15 protein-coding genes and 1 pseudogene are annotated in these 20,594 nt (G+C 41.8%); 9 read left to right on the forward strand and 7 right to left on the reverse strand.

The window, feature by feature from the left end; translation table 11 throughout:
- The 3 genes and pseudogenes from QVO88_RS04420 to QVO88_RS04430 form a co-directional block, all read left to right on the forward strand.
- Positions 1–449: pseudogene (locus QVO88_RS04420) on the forward strand (beta-glucuronidase); the annotation flags it as partial.
- Between the two features lie 192 nt (positions 450–641).
- Positions 642–1,655, forward strand: a complete 1,014-nt coding sequence (locus QVO88_RS04425) for a D-alanyl-D-alanine carboxypeptidase family protein (RefSeq protein ID WP_022287316.1) — start codon at positions 642–644, stop codon at positions 1,653–1,655.
- A 20-nt stretch (positions 1,656–1,675) separates the two neighbouring features.
- On the forward strand, positions 1,676–2,509 hold the full coding sequence (locus tag QVO88_RS04430; RefSeq protein ID WP_022287317.1) for an alpha/beta hydrolase: 834 nt from the start codon (positions 1,676–1,678) through the stop codon (positions 2,507–2,509).
- Positions 2,510–2,785: 276 nt separating this feature from the next.
- On the opposite strand, the gene QVO88_RS04435 is transcribed toward QVO88_RS04430, so the two are convergent.
- Entirely contained in the window at positions 2,786–3,904 is a 1,119-nt protein-coding gene (locus tag QVO88_RS04435) for a 5-methyltetrahydropteroyltriglutamate--homocysteine S-methyltransferase (RefSeq protein ID WP_022287318.1), read from the reverse strand.
- Positions 3,905–4,133: 229 nt separating this feature from the next.
- On the opposite strand from QVO88_RS04435, the gene QVO88_RS04440 reads away from it, so the two are divergent.
- Together QVO88_RS04440 and QVO88_RS04445 are read left to right on the forward strand one after the other, a co-directional pair.
- Positions 4,134–4,727 carry a DUF3267 domain-containing protein gene (locus QVO88_RS04440; RefSeq protein WP_022287319.1) on the forward strand — a complete coding sequence of 198 codons (594 nt, stop codon included), beginning with the start codon at positions 4,134–4,136 and terminating at the stop codon, positions 4,725–4,727.
- Between the two features lie 456 nt (positions 4,728–5,183).
- Positions 5,184–6,254 (forward strand): hypothetical protein, encoded by a 1,071-nt coding sequence (locus QVO88_RS04445; protein WP_022287321.1) that lies wholly within the window; start codon positions 5,184–5,186, stop codon positions 6,252–6,254.
- Here the strand turns inward: QVO88_RS04445 and QVO88_RS04450 are convergent.
- Entirely contained in the window at positions 6,244–6,687 is a 444-nt protein-coding gene (locus QVO88_RS04450) for an N-acetyltransferase (protein ID WP_022287322.1), read from the reverse strand. The genes QVO88_RS04445 and QVO88_RS04450 overlap by 11 nt on opposite strands.
- A 142-nt stretch (positions 6,688–6,829) precedes the next feature.
- On the opposite strand from QVO88_RS04450, the gene QVO88_RS04455 reads away from it, so the two are divergent.
- The 3 genes from QVO88_RS04455 to QVO88_RS04465 are packed head-to-tail and all read left to right on the forward strand — an operon-like array spanning position 6,830 to position 10,191.
- The gene (locus tag QVO88_RS04455; protein WP_022287323.1) at positions 6,830–7,858 is read left to right on the forward strand and encodes a DnaD domain protein; all 1,029 of its coding nucleotides are present in this window, start codon (positions 6,830–6,832) and stop codon (positions 7,856–7,858) included.
- Positions 7,859–7,871: 13 nt separating this feature from the next.
- Entirely contained in the window at positions 7,872–8,852 is a 981-nt protein-coding gene (locus QVO88_RS04460) for an ATP-binding protein (protein WP_022287324.1), read from the forward strand.
- 10 nt (positions 8,853–8,862) lie between these two features.
- Positions 8,863–10,191: a triacylglycerol lipase gene (locus tag QVO88_RS04465; RefSeq protein WP_022287325.1), complete on the forward strand. Its 1,329-nt coding sequence runs from the start codon at positions 8,863–8,865 to the stop codon at positions 10,189–10,191.
- Positions 10,192–10,230: 39 nt separating this feature from the next.
- Here the strand turns inward: QVO88_RS04465 and QVO88_RS04470 are convergent, their stop codons facing one another.
- The 5 genes from QVO88_RS04470 to QVO88_RS04490 form a co-directional block, all read right to left on the reverse strand.
- Positions 10,231–10,398 carry a hypothetical protein gene (locus tag QVO88_RS04470; RefSeq protein ID WP_181987764.1) on the reverse strand — a complete coding sequence of 56 codons (168 nt, stop codon included), beginning with the start codon at positions 10,396–10,398 and terminating at the stop codon, positions 10,231–10,233.
- Positions 10,399–10,401: 3 nt separating this feature from the next.
- Positions 10,402–10,752, reverse strand: coding sequence for an Hpt domain-containing protein (locus tag QVO88_RS04475; RefSeq protein ID WP_022287326.1), 351 nt, complete (start codon positions 10,750–10,752; stop codon positions 10,402–10,404).
- A 30-nt stretch (positions 10,753–10,782) separates the two neighbouring features.
- Positions 10,783–12,723, reverse strand: coding sequence for a diguanylate cyclase (locus QVO88_RS04480; RefSeq protein ID WP_022287327.1), 1,941 nt, complete (start codon positions 12,721–12,723; stop codon positions 10,783–10,785).
- Between the two features lie 168 nt (positions 12,724–12,891).
- Positions 12,892–16,140, reverse strand: coding sequence for an exodeoxyribonuclease V subunit beta (locus tag QVO88_RS04485; RefSeq protein ID WP_022287328.1), 3,249 nt, complete (start codon positions 16,138–16,140; stop codon positions 12,892–12,894).
- Positions 16,137–18,854 carry a PD-(D/E)XK nuclease family protein gene (locus tag QVO88_RS04490; RefSeq protein ID WP_022287329.1) on the reverse strand — a complete coding sequence of 906 codons (2,718 nt, stop codon included), beginning with the start codon at positions 18,852–18,854 and terminating at the stop codon, positions 16,137–16,139. Before QVO88_RS04490 ends, QVO88_RS04485 begins: the two co-directional genes overlap by 4 nt.
- Positions 18,855–19,117: 263 nt before the next feature.
- On the opposite strand from QVO88_RS04490, the gene QVO88_RS04495 reads away from it, so the two are divergent.
- The gene (locus QVO88_RS04495; protein ID WP_022287330.1) at positions 19,118–20,461 is read left to right on the forward strand and encodes an MATE family efflux transporter; all 1,344 of its coding nucleotides are present in this window, start codon (positions 19,118–19,120) and stop codon (positions 20,459–20,461) included.
- Positions 20,462–20,594: the final 133 nt, after the last annotated feature.

Here is a 20,594-nt window from a genome sequence, read left to right on the forward strand (position 1 = left end):
AGGGCAAGACCGTACTTATCGTCCCTGACCTTTCAAGGCTTGAAAATTCTATTGAGGGCTTCTACTGTCAGGACTTCTGGTGCTATCATATGTTCTGTATCATCTCACAGATGATGAAAAAACCTGACCCTGTTGGCACAATGGGACTTCTTATCGACAATGAACACCCTGCTCTTGCAGGCTTTGCAGGGGAAAAATACTCAACGCCACAGTGGTGGGAGATAGTTCAGAACTCACGCTCGGTTATTCTTGACGACTTTAAGGGCGAGAAAAATGTTATCGTGAGAACTATCGACAACTTTGACCGCAACCACGATCTTTCACTCCTCTACGAGTATGAAAAGGACGGCGGCAAGGTGGTAGTTTGCTCATGCGATTTTGATAAGCTTTCCAAGTCACCTGAGGGACGTGCGTTCATAAAGTCTGTTGTTGACTATGTAAAAAACTAACAGAATATTTATTGCTAAGGGCTGTACTGTTTTGCGGTACAGCCCTTATTTTGTTTGTGCTTGTTGCATAAAACGCCCGCAAAACATTTGTCTGATATAACAAAAGTGCCGACACCACAGTGGCATATGGTTCACTTATTACGAAAAATGTGTTATAATTTAGGTGTATGTTATACAGGAAGGTGATGTTAAGTGCCAAAAGTAAAACGTTATAAATACAAGAATATTGCAGCGGCTCTTGCCATACTGCTTTTGATCATTCTGGGAATATCTACATCGTGCAGTCCAAAAGCTGACAGCCCGAAGAAAATTACCGACAGCTCGTCAAACTCCTCTGCGGTCAAGGCTGACAGCAGCAGTAAAAAAGCTGTAAAAAAGCTTACGGGCAATTATATGTATGTTACCGCAAAAAACAAAACCGATATGGTAAATGGAGATCTTATTCTCGTTAATGGCGACCACTCATTCACCGGTACAGTGAATAACACAGACACAGTTTATTCCTATTTGTTTGACAAGAACGGAAGTCAAATAATGTCCACCAGCAGCACTCAACTGACGGCTAAAAAAGAGACCTTTGAAGCCTTTAGCAAAATGGGCAATGATTTTTATGCTGACAAGAAGATATCAACACTTATGATAAACACAGCTATGCCTGCGGAAGACGATGAAGACAGCAGCTCTGCCTGCTACGAGCATGACACTGGACTTGCCTTTGACCTGCATCTTTATGATGCAAGCACAGGCGCATATCCTGAGTTCACAGGCGAAGGAGATTATAGTTGGATATCTGAAAACTGCTGGAAATACGGACTTATCCTCAGATACCCAGAGGACAAAGCTGACATCACAGGTGTAAGCCCTATGGCTTATCATTTCAGATATGTTGGAATACCACACGCTGAGATAATGACAGCAAACAAGCTTTGCCTTGAAGAATACATAGATTTTGTCAAGGACTATACATTTGAAAAACCGCTTACATTCACGGCTTTTGATGACACTGAGTATTCAGTTTACTACGTTGCCGCAGACAAGGGCAGCACCACGAACGTGCCTGTAGCACTTGACGACAGCAACAATGAGCGTCCTAACACTATCTCAGGCAACAACGTTGACGGCTATATCGTCTGCGTGAATATGACAGAAAATGCAGCACCTGCTGACTCGTCCTCTCAGACAGACCAGCAGGCGGCTACAGAATAAATTTTTTCGGAGGAAATAAAATGCTTAAAGAAACAGTAGAAATAAAAGTAGATTATGAAAAGGCTGGCGTTTCAAGCGAAGGCTGCGCACCTGTGCTTGATTGCTATTACAACACACTTACTGAGGAAATAGGCAGAAAGAAGCACAAGGCAATTATAATCTGCCCGGGCGGAGGATATGATTGGTGTTCTGAGCGTGAAGCTGAACCTGTTGCATTCAGATTTTTGGGTGCAGGCATATGTGCATTTGTGCTAAGATACTCATGCGTCAAGAAAAAATTTCCTACTGACGCTTTGGAATGTGCGGCGGCTGTCAAGTATGTTAGAGATAATGCGGAGAAATTTGACATTGACCCTGACAAGATAATAGTATGCGGTTTTTCAGCAGGCGGACACCTTGCGGCAACAATGGCAAACTTCTGGAACAGCGAACTGCTCACAAAGCCTCTTGGCTGCAATCCTGAGGACATCAAGGTAAACGGCTCTATCTTGGGCTATCCTGTTATCACATCCGACCCTGAATACACTCATGAAGGCTCAATACTCAATATTATTGGCGAGGAAAAATCATCGGAGCTCAGAGAGCTTGTTTCAATGGAGAAGAGAGTATCGGAGAACACTCCTCCTACATTCATCTGGCACTGTGCTGATGATGGCTGTGTAAGGGTTGAGAACACACTTTGGTATATGTGCAGTCTTTCAAAGTATCACATCCCATTTGAGAGCCACATTTATGAATACGGTGGACATGGACTTGCATTGTGCGACGAAACCACTGCCACATGGGAAGGTCACTATCAGCCGGTGGCGGCTCATTGGGCAGAGGCGGCTATTGATTGGGTACATAGGCTATAAAAATATGTTGCGTGTGGCAACATATTTAAGCTAAAAAATGACTCACATCAATTTGATAGATACTCATATAGACATTTTCAAAGAACTAATATGAATGACCTATATAGTGAACTATGAACAGAACAGGTAGATACCTCAATTGAGTTATCTACCTGTTTTTATTTGTCCTTTTCTCTGCACTCGTATGATCTGTTAAGAAGTCGGATATGTTTTGACGCGAGTCATTTTTTATCAAGAATATTGAGTATCCCTCGGGATATATGTTAAATCTGTTGGTTATCCCCAAACTTCCTCTGCGATTTCCTTAACAAGTGCAAGCTTTGCCCACTGTTCCTCCTCTGTGAGCTTGTTGCCTATCTCGCAGGACGCAAAACCACACTGTGGGCTAAGGCAAAGTCTGTCAAGTGAGATGTACTTTGCAGCATCGTGGATACGGTCGATAACAGTCTGCTTGTCCTCAAGCTCAGGTTTCTTTGATGTGATAAGTCCGAGGACTACCTTCTTGTCGCCGCTTACAGCTTTCAAAGGTTCAAAGCCACCTGAACGCTCATCATCAAATTCAAGATAATATGCGCTTACGTTTTCACCTGCGAAAAGTGTTTCTGCAACGCTGTCATAAGCACCGCTGCTTGCATATGTTGAGTGGAAGTTACCACGGCAAACGTGTGTTGTGATAACAAGATCCTCAGGCTTGCCCTCGATAGCAAGGTTGTTTATTCTCAACAGAAGTCTTTTTATATCCTCAAGACCTGCGTCATCAACTTCAAAAATAGCCTTTGCATTAGGGTCAACTATCATGCCCCATGAGCAGTCGTCGAACTGAATGTTGCGGCAACCTGCTGCGTAAAGATCAGCGATGACTTTTCTGTAGCCCTTTGCGATATCCTGAACAAGCTCTTCTGTATCGTCATAATACTTCTTTGTGTTCTCCAGTGCGAAAGGCATTATCATCTGCTCAAGAAACTGTGCAGGTGCAGGGATAGTCTGCTTTGCGACTGTGTTCTCGTCCTCGAGAGCCTTAACGAATTTAAAATGCTCAACAAATGGGTGGTCGCCAACTGATACCTTGCCTGTGAGGTATGTATCGTCTATCATTGCGGCTTCACCATGGAATGGCAGACCTGTCTGTGTCTTGCTGTGACCAACTCCGTTGAAGCCCCACATAAAGTCAAGATGCCATGTTGCTCTGCGAAACTCGCCGTCTGTGATGATATGATAGCCAGCCTTTTTCTGTTTTGCAACGAGGTCAAGGATAGCCTTATCCTCTACCTCTTTAAGCTGCTCGGCTGTGATAGCGCCGTTTTCAAAATCTGCTCTTGCCTTTTTCAGATAGTCAGGTCTGAGAAAGCTGCCCACAAAATCGTAGCGGCATGGTGCTTTGATATTATTGTTCATTTTCATTACCTCTTTCATTTTACTATAGTTTATTTCCTATTGGTTTGCTGGTATTTAGTATAGCACGAAAAAAGGCGATAGTAAAATATTTATTTCTGTGGGATAGATATAGTTTCAAACTATATCGGATCGAATAGTTTGCTTGACTTTGGGGCATATGGTGTGGTATAATGAATAATACGATATAGTTAGACGATAAATCGAGATTAGATAAACAAAGGTATGTAATATGATAAAAATTGTGTGGTCAATAAAAGATATAAATAAATATCAAACAGGAAACTTACCCGATAATGCAATAAAGATAGAAACGCCTAAGAGCGTCGATGAACTGATGAAAAAAGCGTTGCCGATAGCTGTAATTCTATGTGTTTTACTTTTTGCCGCTATGCTTGGTAAAACCATTGTGTGCAAGGTGGTCGTGATCTCTCCAATATTTATTCTGGTGGGATTTGCTTTAGGCTTTTTATTGTTGATAATTCACGAGTGGTTACACGGAATCGTTTATCCTAAGGACGCAGATGTAACAATAGGAAGAATTAAAGGAAAGACAACATTTGTGGCATTAGCATCATATCCATTAAAACGAGATAGGTTTATATTGATGTGTCTGCTGCCTTTTGTTCTTGGGGTGATTCCTTTTATATTATTTTTAATTAGTCCTGCCGAATTTAGAGTATTTAATGGATTGAATTTTGGTATGGCGTGTATGGGTATGGTTTCGCCATTTCCAGATGTTTATAATGTCCTTACCGTTCTAAGGCGCTCTGAAAAAAACGATTCAATAATGTTCTACAAAAATGATATGTACAAGATCTCTTGAATTTCCAGACTAAGCTTTACCCATATATTCCACCGATACAGCCCCCTCTGTATCGGTATTTTTCTGTCCTTACCGCCTTCCATCGCCCCAATTCTATTGACATTTCCACCTTGTTGTGCTATCATAAAAGTTTACGAGTTAGTCATAACTAGCTGTATGATACCGCAGAATTAAGATAGATAAGAAAGGCGGAACATAATGAAAAGTTCTGCAATAGTAAAAAAGGCACTGCATAAAGCGGACGGCGTTTTGTATCCTGTTGCAGGCAGGAAAGATAAAGTCGTTATTACAATATCAAGTTGCAACGTCATGCAATGAAAGTTTTTTTACTTTATTCAAGCTTTTTTTGTCCACCTAATTTTTTTGAACAATCATGCTTTTTCTGACATATTATAAAAATGAAAATGCAAACGCAGTCACACTGATCTGATGCGTTTGAGATATGGAGGGTAATTTATGTCAGAAAAGTATTTTTTTGGTGCAATGACGCAGAATGGGTTTTCCACGGAATTTGGCAAGATAATGGCTGATAAGGAGTATTTCACATTCATACTCAAAGGAGGTGCAGGCACGGGAAAATCTTCACTTATGAAAAAGATAGCCGCCGAGTTTGAACCGACAGAGGACGTCACTAGATTTTATTGCTCCTCTGATCCTGCTTCCCTTGATGCAATCGTTCTGCATACATCAAAGGCCATAATCTGCGACGGCACTGCGCCACACGTTATGGAATGTTCATATCCAGGAGTTTGTCAGAAAATAATCAACTTAGGAGAGTATTGGGACGAAGAAAAACTGAAGGCCTTCAGATCTGAAATAATCGAGGTCACAGACAAAAACAAGTCGCTTTTGGCAAGAAGCAAAAGGTTTACCACTGCCCTGTCTAACGTTTGCTTTGATACCTACAATTGCGGTGAAGGCTGTCTGCTGGAGGAAAAGCTGAAAAGCTTCACAGAACGATCAGCAAAACGTCTTCTAAACAAAAAAGGCTCTGGCAGCGGCAAAACTGATCTTAGACAGTTGACCGCTTTGACAGAATACGGCTGTATGACGCAGCTTGCCACTCTTGACAGCTACCTTGACGTGTTCGCCATGAACGATGATTATTATGCCGCTTCCCACAAGTTCGTCACCCTCATGGCACAGCAGGCTGTAAAGCGAGGTTATGATGTTATCCTCTGCCCTGCTATCCTATTTGGCAACACCCTTTACGAGCATTTGCTTATCCCGGAGGCTGGCATCGCATTTGTGATAAATTCCCCTATAAGCCAGCTTGACGGCTTTGAAAAAGCTATCAACATGGGCAGATTTTATGACAAGAAAAAGATCTCAGCCCTGAAAACAAGACTGAGATTAGATAAAGTCACCGCCTCCGACCTTGCAGAGGAAGTGTATTCAGGCATCAAGAAAGCCAAGAAAGTCCATGACGAGATAGAAAAGTATTATATCGCCGCAATGGACCACGCCGCACTTAATAAGGTTTGCGACAGCATTTCAAGGGAAATTCACGAGAGAACTATAAAATAGTTTTCCACATTCCGTCGTAAGGCGCAGGCTCAAAGCCCATTTTCTTATAAAGCGATATGGCTCTGCCGTTTTCAAGCTCGACTTCAAGTCGGATACGGCGGAGCTTTTTGTCGCCATTTTCCTCGATATACTTAAAAAGCTCCCTGCCTAGACCTTTTGAGCGGTATTCCTCCAGCACAAAAAGCTCGTCTATCCATATAGTAATACCGCCTGCTTCAACTGAATATGTTTTCATTGTAACACAGTAGCCAACATTATTGCCGTCACAAACGAGCATATAACCCTGCACATACACGTCAGACCTCATCATTTCATCGAAGCCCTGCTCAAAATGCTCTCTTGGAACAGGTTTGTCCACCGCAGAAGAATTATAGAACTCAGTGGAAAATCTGATATAATCTTCCCTGTCCTCAGGCACAAATTTTCTTATCATTTTTATCTCTCCGTTTCTTTGGTATTAGCCTATTATAGCATTTTATTTACCAAAAGTCAAATGCACAAATTTTGTTGCAAAAGTCCAGATTATGTGATATAATTATTTTGGATATTTTTAATCATATTTGTGAGGATACATAATGATATATACTTTTGATTGCGACCGCTGGGGAAGCAGTTTTTCAGTGCCGTCTAAAGTGGTCGATAAATACATAAAATTAAGTGATGGCGACTTTGTAAAGGTACTTCTCTGCATACTCTGTTCAACGGAACGTGAATGCGACAGTGCAAAGCTTGCGGAAAAGTCCGGACTTTCTGAGAACACTGTCATTGACGCTGTGACACATTGGGTATCGCTAGGAGTCATCACCACAGAACACAGTGATACGACAAATCCTGCACAGGTCAAAGCCGTTTCTACGCCTGTTTCAGAGCCTGAAACAAAGGCCGAGCCTGTTTCAAAAGTTGAGGCAGTTGCCCCGAAACGTCAGAGCGTTTCAAACAAGCTGTGCATAAGGTACAAAAATTCCGAGATACTGGAAAAACAGCAGAAGGACCCTAACCTTGCACATCTTTTTGACGAGATACAAACCGTTTTACAACGCACTATCAATGGAACTGAGCAAGGGGAACTTCTTGCTCTTTACGAATATTACCGATTTGATGCTGCATCTATTCTCTTAGCCGCAGAATACTGTGTGTCACTTGAAAAGCACAACGTGTCTTACCTTGTGACAGTAATGCGTGGGTGGTTTGAACAAGACATCTGTACTTATCAACAAATTGAACAAGAAATAATTAGGCTTTCCAACATAAAAAAGTATGAATTCAAGGTACTGAAAATTTTCGGACAGACCGCAAAGCCGTCAAAGCAGCAGCTCGAGTTTATAGAAAAGTGGCGAACAATGGGCTTCACTGTTGAAATGCTGGAGATAGCCTATAACAAGTGCGTTGACAATACCAACAAACTGAATTACAAATATATAGACACTATACTGTCAAACTGGGCTGGCAAGAGCATCACTACCCCTGAACAGGTCACACACGAGGACGAAAAGTACCACACCTCCAAGAAAAATAAGAATACTAATAAGCAAACTTCCTATAATCTTGATGATTTTGAAAAATTCGCAATGAATTTTGATCTAGAAAAATCAGGAAAGCTATGATAAGGAGTAGAAAATGAAATATTCAATAACCGCATATGACAAGGCTGAAAATGAACTTAAAAGACGGCGTGAAGCTGTCATGAACGAGCATGAGGTCCACGCTCAGGAGATAGCACAGCGACTTCCTGAAATAGAGGTTCTTACAAGATCACTAAAAGCAAATAACTGTGAACTAATGAAGGGCATAGTAGGCAAAAATGCTCATGGAAGAGAATATATACAAAAAATGCGTCAAAACAATGCCAATACTAAACGTGCCATTAAAGGACTGCTTAAAATGGGAGGTTATCCTGAAGACTACCTTGATTATCACTATTACTGTCCTAAATGCTGTGATTATGGCTATCGTGACGGAGTGAAGTGCCAGTGCTTCACCGACTTGCTGAAAAAATACACCACTGAGGAGCTTAACGAGAATTGCAGTATCCAGCTCCACGATTTCTCTGAGTTCAGAATAGAATTTTATCCTGAAAGCGACGGTAACGGAATGTCACCGAGAGAGAAAATGAGAACGGTGTATTCAAACTGCCGTGCATATGCTGACAAATTTCATGAAAACTCTCCATCACTGTTTTTCATTGGCAAAACAGGTCTTGGCAAGACTTTTCTTTCAGCCTGCATTGCAAATGAACTTATACAAAAGGGCTACAGCGTCATTTTCGCCTCTCTGCTTAAGCTTCTCAGACAGATAGAGGACGAGCATTTCGGCAGAGCTACAGGTCAGACACTTGACATCATAGAGAATGCCGACCTTGTTATCCTTGACGACCTCGGCTCAGAATTTCAAACGAGCTTTACAGATTCCGTGATCTATGAAATAATCAACGAGCGTATCAACCTTGGCAGGCCAACGATAATCTCTACCAATCTCACCAATGAAGAATACAATGGAAAATATAATGAGCGTATAGTTTCGAGGCTCACAGGCTGTTTCATGCCTATTATGTTTGTGGGAAACGATATTAGACACGTAAAGCTGAAAAATAATCTTTAAGGGGTAAAAAATGAAAAAAATTAGGGGAACTTTTCTTTCTATACCGGTGCTTCTGCTTGCAAACGCACCTTTGCTGTGGAAACTTATTGACATAAATTCTCTGCTCAAAACGCTTATCATCATACTTTTTGCACTATACACCTTGGTTTTCATGTTCAAATCACATGGACGCAAAGGTTCTCATGGAAAAATCCGACGGCTTGATTCCGGAGCGTTTGTACTTGGCTGCGGTGTTTTGCAAAGCGTTATACAGCTTATAATAGTGATAGCGCTTTGCTTTACAAAGCTGAACGGTTGGCGGCTTCTTGCAAATGCACTTTGCGCTTATGCTATAACAACGCTTTTGTGTTTGAGTGGCATTGTGCGGATAGCGGCTTCGGCACGTCAGGTGAAAATACTGTGGTATGTTATTCTGTTATTCACCTGGTACATACCTCTTGTGAACTGCATCGTGTTCAGAAAATTCTACAAGACAGCGAGAAGTGAATACTACTTCGAGCAGGCAAAGCTTGACCTTGACGCTGCACGAAAAGAGAACGAGATATGCAAGACAAAGTATCCTATACTTATGGTGCATGGCATATTCTTCCGTGATTGGCAGGTAATAAACTATTGGGGCAGGGTACCTAATGAACTTATTAGAAATGGCGCAGAGGTCTATTACGGCAAGCAACAGTCCGCCAACAAAGTATCCGTCAGTGCCACTGAGGTAGCTGAAAGGATAAAAGAAGTCATTGCAGAAACTGGCGCAGAAAAGGTCAACATAATCGCACACTCAAAGGGTGGGCTTGACTCGAGATACGCTATCTCTCACCTCGGCATGGACAAATATGTGGCAACTCTTACCACCATAAACACGCCACACTATGGCTGTAAATTCGTTGATATGCTTCTTGAGAAGATACCTGAGAGCATACAGGGCTTTGTTGATAGAAAATACAACAAGCTTTTCACTGCTCTGGGTGACAAAGGCCCAAGCTTTTTAGATGGCGTTTATGACCTGACTTACAAAAACTGCTCTGAGCTTAACGCAAGCACCCCTGACAGCCAGTTGGTTTCCTACCGCTCCGTGATGAGCAAAATGAACAGTATACGTTCCGCAGGTTTTCCGTTAAATATCGGCTATCTGCTCAACAAGCCATACGGCAAGGGCAATGACGGGCTAGTAACAGTTGAGTCGGGACTTTATGGTGAAAACGCCAAGATGATAGAACACAAGGGCAAGCGTGGCATTTCTCATGGCGACGTTATCGACCTTTTCAGGGAGAACATCAAAGATTTTGACGTGAGAGAATTTTATGTAGATATAGTAAAAGAACTTAAAGAACAAGGCTTCTGATAAAAAAACACCCGTATCGCACATGATACGGGTGTTTTGCTATTTTCTGGGGCAAATTAAATATTTCATTCTGAAAAGCTGTCTGCCCTTGATAGTTTTGCGATTGAAGTTTGCTATCTTCCCATTAAACGCAGACATCATTCTAAGCTCATGGGTTGGAAGCTCCTCCTCACCATAAAACCGACAGTCTGACAGACTATCGGTCAAAACTCAGTTATCTATTTTTGTCACAGTGTCATAAACTATCTTATATTTTTCGCAGACCTTTTCATAATCCTGCTCATAGCCTGACAGCTCACCGTCCCTAAGATCCTCTGTAAGGTCATAGCTCGCCTTGTAAAGCTCATCAAAGCCAAGATTGCTACAAATGCCTTTGAGGGTGTGAGCCATACGGAAAGCTTCCTTGGCGTTTTTCTCCTCTAAAGCCTTGCACATATCCTGAAAAGTTGTATCATCAGCAAATCTTTTTGCAAACTTTGTTATCATTTTCTCACTGCCGAAACGTACCAGAACGCTGTCATAACTTGCGCCAATGCTTTCATAAAATTCTCTAGTAGTCATCAGGACACTCCTTACAAATCATATCATCTCTTATTCTACGCCCTTTGCAAGTTCGTTCTGAATATCTTTAAGACATTCGACAAGCACAGGGTTGAATGTACCGCACTCTCCGTTAAGTATCAATTCCATAGCCTTTTCATGAGAATACGCCTTTTTGTAAACTCGCTCGCTGACAAGTGCGTCATAAACGTCGGCGACAGAAACTATCTGAGCCGATATCGGTATCTCGTCGCCTTTTAGTCCGTCAGGATAGCCCCTGCCGTCATAACGCTCATGGTGCCACCTGCATATGTCATGGGCTATCTTCAAGAGTGGCTCGTCACGGAACTGCTCAAGACTTTCAAGCATATTCGCTCCGATAGCGGAGTGAGTTTTCATTATCTCAAACTCCTCTTTGGTTAGCCTGCCGGGCTTATTGAGTATCTTATCGTCAATACCTATCTTGCCGATATCATGGAGTGCCGCAGCCATTGGTATGAGAAGCTGCTCAGTGCCGCTGACAGTATACTTGTTTGTGCGCATGGGAAGCCTATCCAAAAGCAGCTCCGTTATGCGCTTTATGTTCACCACATGACTTCCACTCTCGCCGTTTCTGAACTCTACTATCTGGCTGAGTATGCTTATCATCATACGGTTGTTTTTATCTTTTTCATACATCTGGTCGCTGACAAGGGAAATAAGTCTGCGCTGTTTTGCATAAAGCTTAATGGTATTGAACACACGCTGATACACAACGCGTGAATCAAAGGGTCTGCTGATATAATCAGAAACGCCAAACTCATATGCTTTTCTTATAGAGGACGCAGAATCCTCGCTTGATATCATTATAACAGGGATATCATCTATCCAATGATGTTCCGCCATATAGTCAAGGACTTCAAATCCGTCCATTTCGGGCATGATTATATCTAAAAGCACAAGTGAAATTCCAGTGCCATACTGACTAAGCAGGTCAATACACTCCTCGCCGCTTGCCGCCTCATGTATGATATATTCATTGCCAAGCATTTCAGAGAGTATCTCTCTGTTTATATTTGAATCGTCAACAATAAGTATCTCCTGCTTTTGAGGCTCACCGACAACACTTTCGTGACCATCTGTGACAACTGTATCTTTCTTTGTCTTTGCCTGATACATAAGCTTATCAGCCTTGCTGACAGCTTCGTCAAGGCTATTGCCATCAGAGAAAACGCCGCCGACGCTTGCTGACAGACGTATATTTGAATACCCTGGCACAGTTGCCGCATGGATATTTCGTTTTATCTTCCTGAGCTTATGGGCAAAATCGTCCTCCTGAATACCAGGCATGACAAGCAAAAACTCGTCGCCACCATAACGCACAAGCTCATCAGATTTTCTAATACAGCGCCTTATAGCATCAACCACTGTCACAAGCACCATATCTCCTGCGTCATGACCGCATGTATCATTATAAACCTTGAAGTCGTCAAGATCTATCATCGCAACGCCCGCAGGCACATGGGACTTTTTAAGCTTATCTTCAAAATATCTCCTGTTGCTCGCACCTGTCAATGCATCAGTATACATTGCCTTATGATATTTTGACAGCTTATTCATTATCTTTTCTCTGTCCTGAACACCCAGCAGAGAGTCCTCATCAAGCTTTTTGATAAGCTCCATAACATACGGCTCTCCGTCAACCTGAACATACTTTGAAAAGACCTGATAAATGTCAGTTCCCATAAATTCAAGCTTAGTTCTCGGCTTTTTATCAATAAAAGTTTTTAAGGATATACAGTTTTCACAAGGCTCGTCCACTTTCCAAAAAGAAAAACACTGACATGGATTTTCAACGCAGCCGCTCACTCCATGAGGACCGTCCGCTTTCAGCAGCCTGACAAAATCAAAAGTTTTCCCGAGAACGTCAATTTCCTTTTCTATCTCCGAAGAGGTGGAACTCAGTTGGCTTTCGCTGTTATCATCGCAGGTCCATAATTTGTACACGTCCATATTCACGTTCTCCTTACGCTTAGTGTAGACTTATTGTTGCTTTTTTTACTTTTTTCGACATTATTAACTGATTTATTATACCACACCTCAATCACATTGTCAACCGAACGATACAAATTATAATATTATTCATAATATTAACACATTCATATTTTAAGCGACTTTGCTCTAGTTTTTCATATATTTATCGTCATTCATAAAGTAAATATGGCACTCCACCTTGGTTTCCTCACTGAGCGAGAGCATTTTTCTGAGTATCTTTTCGTAGAAATCAAGCTGTGAACGATATGTCTTTAAAATTCTCTCCTCAAAAAGCTTTCTGTCGGCTTCTTCCTGTATGTTGGTCTTATAGTCGATTATGATAAAGCTTTTGTCTGACATTTTAAGCACAAGATCCATAACTCCGTTGCTGTATTCATTGCCGTCCATACTGTAGAATGGAAGCTCTGTATACACCGCCTGCGCATTTTTGAGCAATGTTTCGATATCCTTATCTTTCAAAAAGCTGTGAAGCTGATAGTTGATATAGTCCTTATAAAAGCTCTCAGAAGCCTGCGAACTGCACTCGTCCTCAAAGTCGAGATACGCTCTGCTGACAATCTTCTGAATTAGCTCATTCTGCTGTGGCGTTTCGTTATACGAAAACAGCTTTCCACGCATATTCACTGCAAGCTCAAAGGCACGATGTACCATATGACCGATATCTATGCCCTTTGGACGTCCATAAGACAGTTTCTCCACTCCACTTGGTATAGTGACCTTTTTGCCGTCCTCAAGGTGGCTAGGAGTGATTTTGCTAACATATTTCTCACTGAGCTTTTTAACGCTTTCATCAAAAGCATTTCGACTGTTGTTCACCTCATCGAATATATCCTTGACGTTTATCTGCACCGCCTGCACAGCACTTTGCGCTGTGGCATTGTTTATCTGCGGCAGTTCTCTGCCTATTTTGCTCATTGTAAGTTTGTCGATCACAGGTTTTTTCCGTTCAAAAGTATACACAAATATAAAAGCCTGCTTTGCTCTTGTGGCCGCAACATATTCAAGCCTGAGCTGTTCGCCAAAATATTTATCCTCTGCCTGCTTCCTCTCATTAGGATAGAATGTCAGATAGTCCATATATGAATAATCGCTTGTTTTCAAAGGTACATAGACCTGTCTTTTAGCCACAAGGTCGGTGTACTTTCCACCGCTGAATTTATGATTTTTAGCCTCCGCCATAATAACGATATTCCCCTCAAGACCCTTTGCCTTGTGAAGATTCATGAGCCTTACGCAGTTCTGCTCACTGCTGTCAAGGATAAGCTCTTTTTCTTTCAGCACAGAAAGCTCGTTTTTCATCATGTCCATAAGCTCGCCGCTTCCTGCAAAATCCTGCTTTTCCCACTTTTCAAGAAGATAGATAAGATTTGAAAGCTCATATTCTCTGTTGCTGGTATTATCGAAAAGAAGCTCAGGAAAATCAAGTATCTTATATAGCTTCGCTATAGGCTCATTGACAGTATCGGCAGACGCCTTTACTGCAACAAGCGTGGCGTCATTGCTTTCACAGTTTTGTTCATAATCGTCTACGTCAATTTCAGCGTCTTCAAAATCGATGCTGTCAGGCCTACATCTCCAAAGGATAGAATAAGCCTTTTCCTTTGCGGTAGGGCTGTAGCTTTCAAAAACGAACTCTGCAAGAGCAATAAATCTTTTCAGCACCAGACTGTTTTTTTGAGGGCGTTTACCCCACATTGTATATGGTATGCCACGATCTGTCAAGACCATTGAATAAAACTCCATTTGAGTTGTGTTCCAAAGAAGCAGAAGAAAATCACTGTATTTTATAGGTCTTTCCATACCCTTGTCGAATATCTTTCCGACCTTCACTAGGTCTGATATTATCTTAGCCACGCTTTCAGCACCTGGATCTTTGACAAAATATGCCCCTCTGATAACATCATCGGAAACAGCCGCAGGCTTATCAGCCTTTGATATCATATCGCTGTATGTCATACCATATTTGCCGTTTATTTCAGGCCGGAACTTTTCATTTACCCAAGCTATAAGCTGCTCATCAGAGCAGAAGTTGTAATCAAGTGAGAAAAACTCGCAGTTTTTTTCGTTATTGTTCTGGAATTTGGCTTTCATTTTGTTATAAAGCCTGATATCAGCATCACGGAAGCCGTAGATAGACTGTTTAGGGTCGCCCACCGCAAACAGCGCACCATCACGGAGCGGGCATTGCCATATATCACCGCCTGCTATAAGCTTGCTGTCGTCTGCACAAAGATACAGCAAAAGTTCAGTCTGCATAACGTCAGTATCCTGAAACTCGTCTATATAAATGCAGGAATACTTGTCTTTGAAAAACGCTCTTGCCTCAATGCTGTTTTTGAGAAGCTCGTGAGTGTGATACAAAAGCCCGTCATTTGAAACGCTCTCCCCGTCTTCACTCTCCTGATAAGCCTTCACAGCCTGCTCTATATACGTTGCCGTCTTGTTGAGGGCATACAGTGCATTTTCCTTCTTTACATTATCAAACCCACTTGGGCTGAAAATAGCCATGTTCTCATTGCTCTTTGGATGATCTTTCTTAATTTTAGTCTTATTAAAAGGCTCAAGGAACTTTTTGCAAGCTTTAAGATTAGCGCAGACTTTTACATAATTATACTTTGGGTCGTAGACATTCATATTATCAGGAAAAAACTTTGTCACATCACCAACAACAAAACCTGCTATATCTTCGTATTTTCCACCCAAAGCACCATTATAGAATGCACGCACAAGACTATCCCTATAGTTACACATTTCTTTATAGGCAAGCTTATTTATGGTGTCAAATGTCACACTGTCATAGCTTTTATCCCTAACAAACTCAACATCTCTGTATTCAGCACACTCAAGAAATGTTTCCATAAGAAAGTTCTTCACACGGCTGTCTCTGAGCTTATATTGATTGCTGTTCAGAAAGCCGAAATCTTCTATGTTCGCACCATTTGTGCGGTAATATCTCTCGAAAAAGTCAGCCTGTGCCTGCTTTGTTTCACCGTCCTCGGCAAGTTTTAATCCCAAATGCAGGTCAGCTTCAAAAGGCTGTTCTGACAGCATACTCAAACAAAAGCTGTGTATAGTGCTTATCTTCATGCGCTGTAAATTCATAACAGCGTTCTCATACAGCTTCTTTTCCTCACCGCTGCATTTTGCGATATTCTCCGTAAGCCCTGCCTGTATCCTCTCATAAAGCTCGTTTGCAGCAGCGTTGGTGAAAGTTATAAGCACTATCTTTTCAACAGGTATACCTGCGCCTATCTGACCTATAACACGCTGTATTATAAGCCTTGTCTTACCTGCACCTGCGCCTGCTTCAACAAGGATATTCTTATCATAACTGTCTTTGTCTATTATATAGCTTCTCATCTGTTCTTCACTCATTCTGTTGCACCCCCTGAACAAACTTCTTCATAAGCAGGACAAAACGTGCATGGAGTAATTTTATCATTCTTATTCACAATACACTTTTTAAAGCCCTCTTCTACTATTTTCTTAAATGTTATTGTTATCATGTTTTCAATTCCAGAATTATTCTTATTGTTAACTACATGGCAATTCCCTTTTTCAAGAATGAAAACATAATCTGCGGAAACGATATCACTTTCGCTCACTTCTCCCACAGGCGTAAGACCTTTTTCAAGCGCAAGGGCATAAATATGATCCTGTGGGTCTTCTGGAAGCTTCTCCCTGAATTTTTTGATATCCTCCGTCTTGTAGTCAACTATCTGGTATGACACCTTTGTGCCGTCTATTATCTTGTCAAGGCGGTCTATCCTACCCCTTATGGTGACTGTATATTTGCCTATCTCCACATCACCGTTGAACGGATACTCGACCTCAACGACCTCACGTTTGCCTGAGTGTATATCGTCGTGCAGTTCGTCAAGATAAGCCTTGATACAATTGTAATATTCATTTCTCTCCCTCTGCGCAACAGCCATATCCACAGGGGGATAGTTACGGAGATAGTTTTTAGAAACGCTCTCGAATATCTCATCAAGCGCCGATGTGTCAACAATTTCAGACACCTCAGCCGCACTTTTGCCCTTAAGCACAGTCTTGGCATAATTCTCCATTATCTCATGTATATACATTCCCTTGACATTGCCTTTGAGCCATGCACTGCGGTCTATATCCACCTCCTGCGGCTTTTCAACATGGGCAATACGCTCATAGAAAAACCTCAGCGGACACTGAAGCATAGTCGAAAGGCTTGTGGCAGAAATGATAAAATGTTTATTTTCGCACATTTCACGCAATATATCTATACGGCTTTTTCTTTGCTTATCAAGATACTCCGTAAGGCTTTCGCTTTGCTTTGCACCGTCATCATGAAGCCCGATTTTTTCTGCCTTGTTAAGGAAAGCACTGTTTAATGATATCTCAGAACGCACGCTCACCTTGCGTCTGTCAGAAAGATAATCATACACTTCTATTTTGTTTACATCAATGCCCTTTTCAGCCGCAATAACAGTATACACTGCCGACGGGCTTTGCGCTCTTATTTCTACGGTATCATAAACACTACAGCTTACAACAAGGTTTGCTCTCTCAGCCATGAGAACAGTTCTCACAAGGTCAGTGAGCTTTCTGCGCTCGATAGCGTCAGAACAATGGTCACGGTTGCCGAAAAGCTGTTCTCTCTCCTTATCGTTAAGCACAGGTGACTCGTCCTGCATGACAGGAAATCTTCCTGTTGTCAGACCAAGAACATATATGTTTTTCATGAAAAGCGCAGAATACCGCCCCATAAGACAGCAGGTAACAGCGCCTTTTGATGCAGGCAAAGAATACCTTGCGTTCTCTGCAATGTCGGTGATCTCAGTCATTGCTTCCTGCAAGCTAAGTTTCTTGTCATAGTCTGCATAAAATCTGTATCTTCCTATCAAAGCGTCCTTTACGCTTGATATGGAACTTCTCTGCTCAGCATTTGTACCTCTCACATACTTATTCACCAAGTTCAGTACGCCACCGTAAAACTCTTTTGCGCTGACATTTTCTTTTTTAAAGACATCATAAAAGTCCGTAAACACCTGACTATCCCTTGTGCTATACCATTCAATGCCCCAGCCGTTTCCAGAGTTCTGAGCTTCAAGGAATATCCTGCCCTTGCTTTTGGTCTTGCCGTCCTCTATTTCTTTCTCATAATGAAAAACAGGAGAGAGCATTACATCTCTGAATAGGTCAAATCTATAGTCATTTTTGCACCATTTGAGCATTGCCCTGAAAAATGCAACAACGTCACTGTGTCTGCATGAAATGCCCTCAGGAAATTCCACGGGGACTTTGTATTGATCGCACATATTCATGAGCAAGTCCATATACTCATCATCTGGACACAGCACAGCGGTATCGCAAAGCTCGTAACCACTGTTCACGATATGTAGAACAGTTCTCTCCACCTCGTTTGTTACGCCATAATTTCTCCAAAGCTCCGCCTTTTGTGCTAATTTTCTCAGACCATTCTGATACTGCTCATCGCTCATATCAGCCATGTTATCTATCACCGCAAGATCAGGCAAAAGCCCTATATACTCCGCTGTCAGCTTATCAGCTTCTATTTCTTTATCATATGCAAAATGAACGCTGTTCACGTCTGCCTTACCAGCCTTTATAAGACCGCTGGCAATGCTTATGAGCTTTGCACTGTCATATAGTTTGCTGTTTGAAAGCTTGCTTTCATACGCTTGAAAGATCGCTCTTAGCGTGTTGATACGTCTGCTGTCCAAGGACAATGAATCAGGGCCTATACAGTTCATTCTAAGCTCTGATATTGTCTTGAATATCTCCATGCAGGCATTATGGTCGTCGCTTTTGAAATAGCTTATACCGCTTTCATCAATAATACGTCTTACTATCTCACAGCCCTCAGCATTTGACAGTGTTATTATCCTGCTGTCCATATACTCGGCACTGGTTTCGATAATATGCTTTGCATGATCTGCGACTGTGTATCTTTCAAGCCTTATAACAATATTTTCACCGCTTGCGTTCTCCAACATTCTCTCGGCGTTGAGATAATCATTACATATGTAAACCTTTTTAGTCAAAGGGTCTGCTTCATTACAGTCTTTGAGCCACTCTATAAAAGTCATTACGCTTTCTCCCCTAACATAAATTATCATAATAACATTTTACCATAGCAGAAAAATCTTGTCAATCTACAATCAGCGTGTTTGTATACTTTTTTGAAACATAATATTAAAGAAAATTTATTGATAAAATCATACCGCTATGTTAAAATATACTTTGTAAAACTTGCGTGGATTTTTCCTGACAGTATGTCACTTTTCGCCACACAGCAAACAGGCTGTGCGGCTTTTTTTCTGCCCACAGACAAAGGAGTGTAAAAAAATAAATGAACAGTGATTTCATGAAAACAAGACCGATCTTCCCTCTTCTGCTTTCAATGTCCCTGCCAATGGTGATATCAATGCTTGTAAACTCTCTTTACAACATCATTGACAGCTTTTTCGTGGCAAAGATAAGCGAGGACGCAATGACATCGCTTTCACTGGTGTTCCCTGTGCAGAATTTTATAAGTGCCACTGCTATCGGCTTTGGTATCGGCATCAATGCGGTCATTGCCATATATCTTGGTGCAGGCAGAAAGGAAAAGGCTGATATTGCCGCAACTCAGGGGCTTGCCCTTTCGGCTTTGCATGGTATTGTGCTAATGATAATATGTATACTTATAATGCCTGCATTTCTATCTATGTTCACAAGTAATAAAAACGTTGTAGATCTTGGCGTGCAGTATTGCAACATTGTATTTACATTCTCTCCTGCATTAATGCTTGCCATTGCATTTGAGAAGATATTCCAATCTGTCGGCAGAATGAAGATATCAATGTTCAGTATGCTCTGCGGCTGTATTGCAAACATAATCCTTGACCCTCTGCTTATTTTTGGCGTTGGATTTTTTCCTAAGATGGGTATAAAGGGTGCTGCACTCGCCACTGGTATCGGTCAGGTGCTGACCCTTGTCATATACATAATAGCATATCTTCGCTGTGAGCTTCCTGTTAAGCTTTCCGCAAAACACAAGCGTCCCGACGGCATGATAATCGCAAAGATGTACTCCATAGGCATTCCTGCAACACTTAATCTTGCTCTGCCGTCACTTCTCATATCCGCCCTCAACGGCATACTTGCGGCATATTCACAAAGCTATGTGCTTGTTCTTGGAATTTACTACAAGCTCCAGACCTTTCTTTATCTACCCGCAAACGGTGTTATTCAGGGTATGCGACCAGTTATCAGTTTTAACTACGGAGCAGGTGAGAGGGAGCGTGTGAAGAAAATTTACCGCATTGTCCTTTACATGACAGGTGTGATATTGGCGGCAGGAACTATCATATGCGCACTTTTCCCAGCCAAACTCATAGGGCTTTTCACGGAAAACGCTGACACTATCGCCATAGGCAAAACAGCACTACGCCTAATTTGTATCGGCTTTGTTATCTCCGCAGTATCCGTCACCTCATCAGGTGCGCTGGAGGGGCTTGGCATGGGCATTCCGTCGCTTATGATATCTCTGTGCAGATTTATTGCGATAATACTGCCACTTGCGTTCTTCCTCTGCAAGCTCACGGGACCAACAGGCGTATGGAACGCATTCTGGATAACAGAAGTCGTCACCGCTTTGATATCTGTATTTATCTACAGATTTTCAGTTTCAAGGCAAAAAGATTTAAAATAAACACTGCCACTATTCTGTCATTACCACTTATTTCCGTTTAACAACTTGTAATTTGCAAAAAAGCGTTGACATTTTGCAAAAAAAGTGTTATAATATATCTTGCATGCCGCTGTGGTGGAATAGGCAGACACAA

Origin of the sequence: Ruminococcus sp. CAG:57 (assembly GCF_000435935.1) — a bacterium.
Classification (GTDB): Bacteria; Bacillota; Clostridia; order Oscillospirales; family Ruminococcaceae; genus Hominimerdicola; species Hominimerdicola aceti.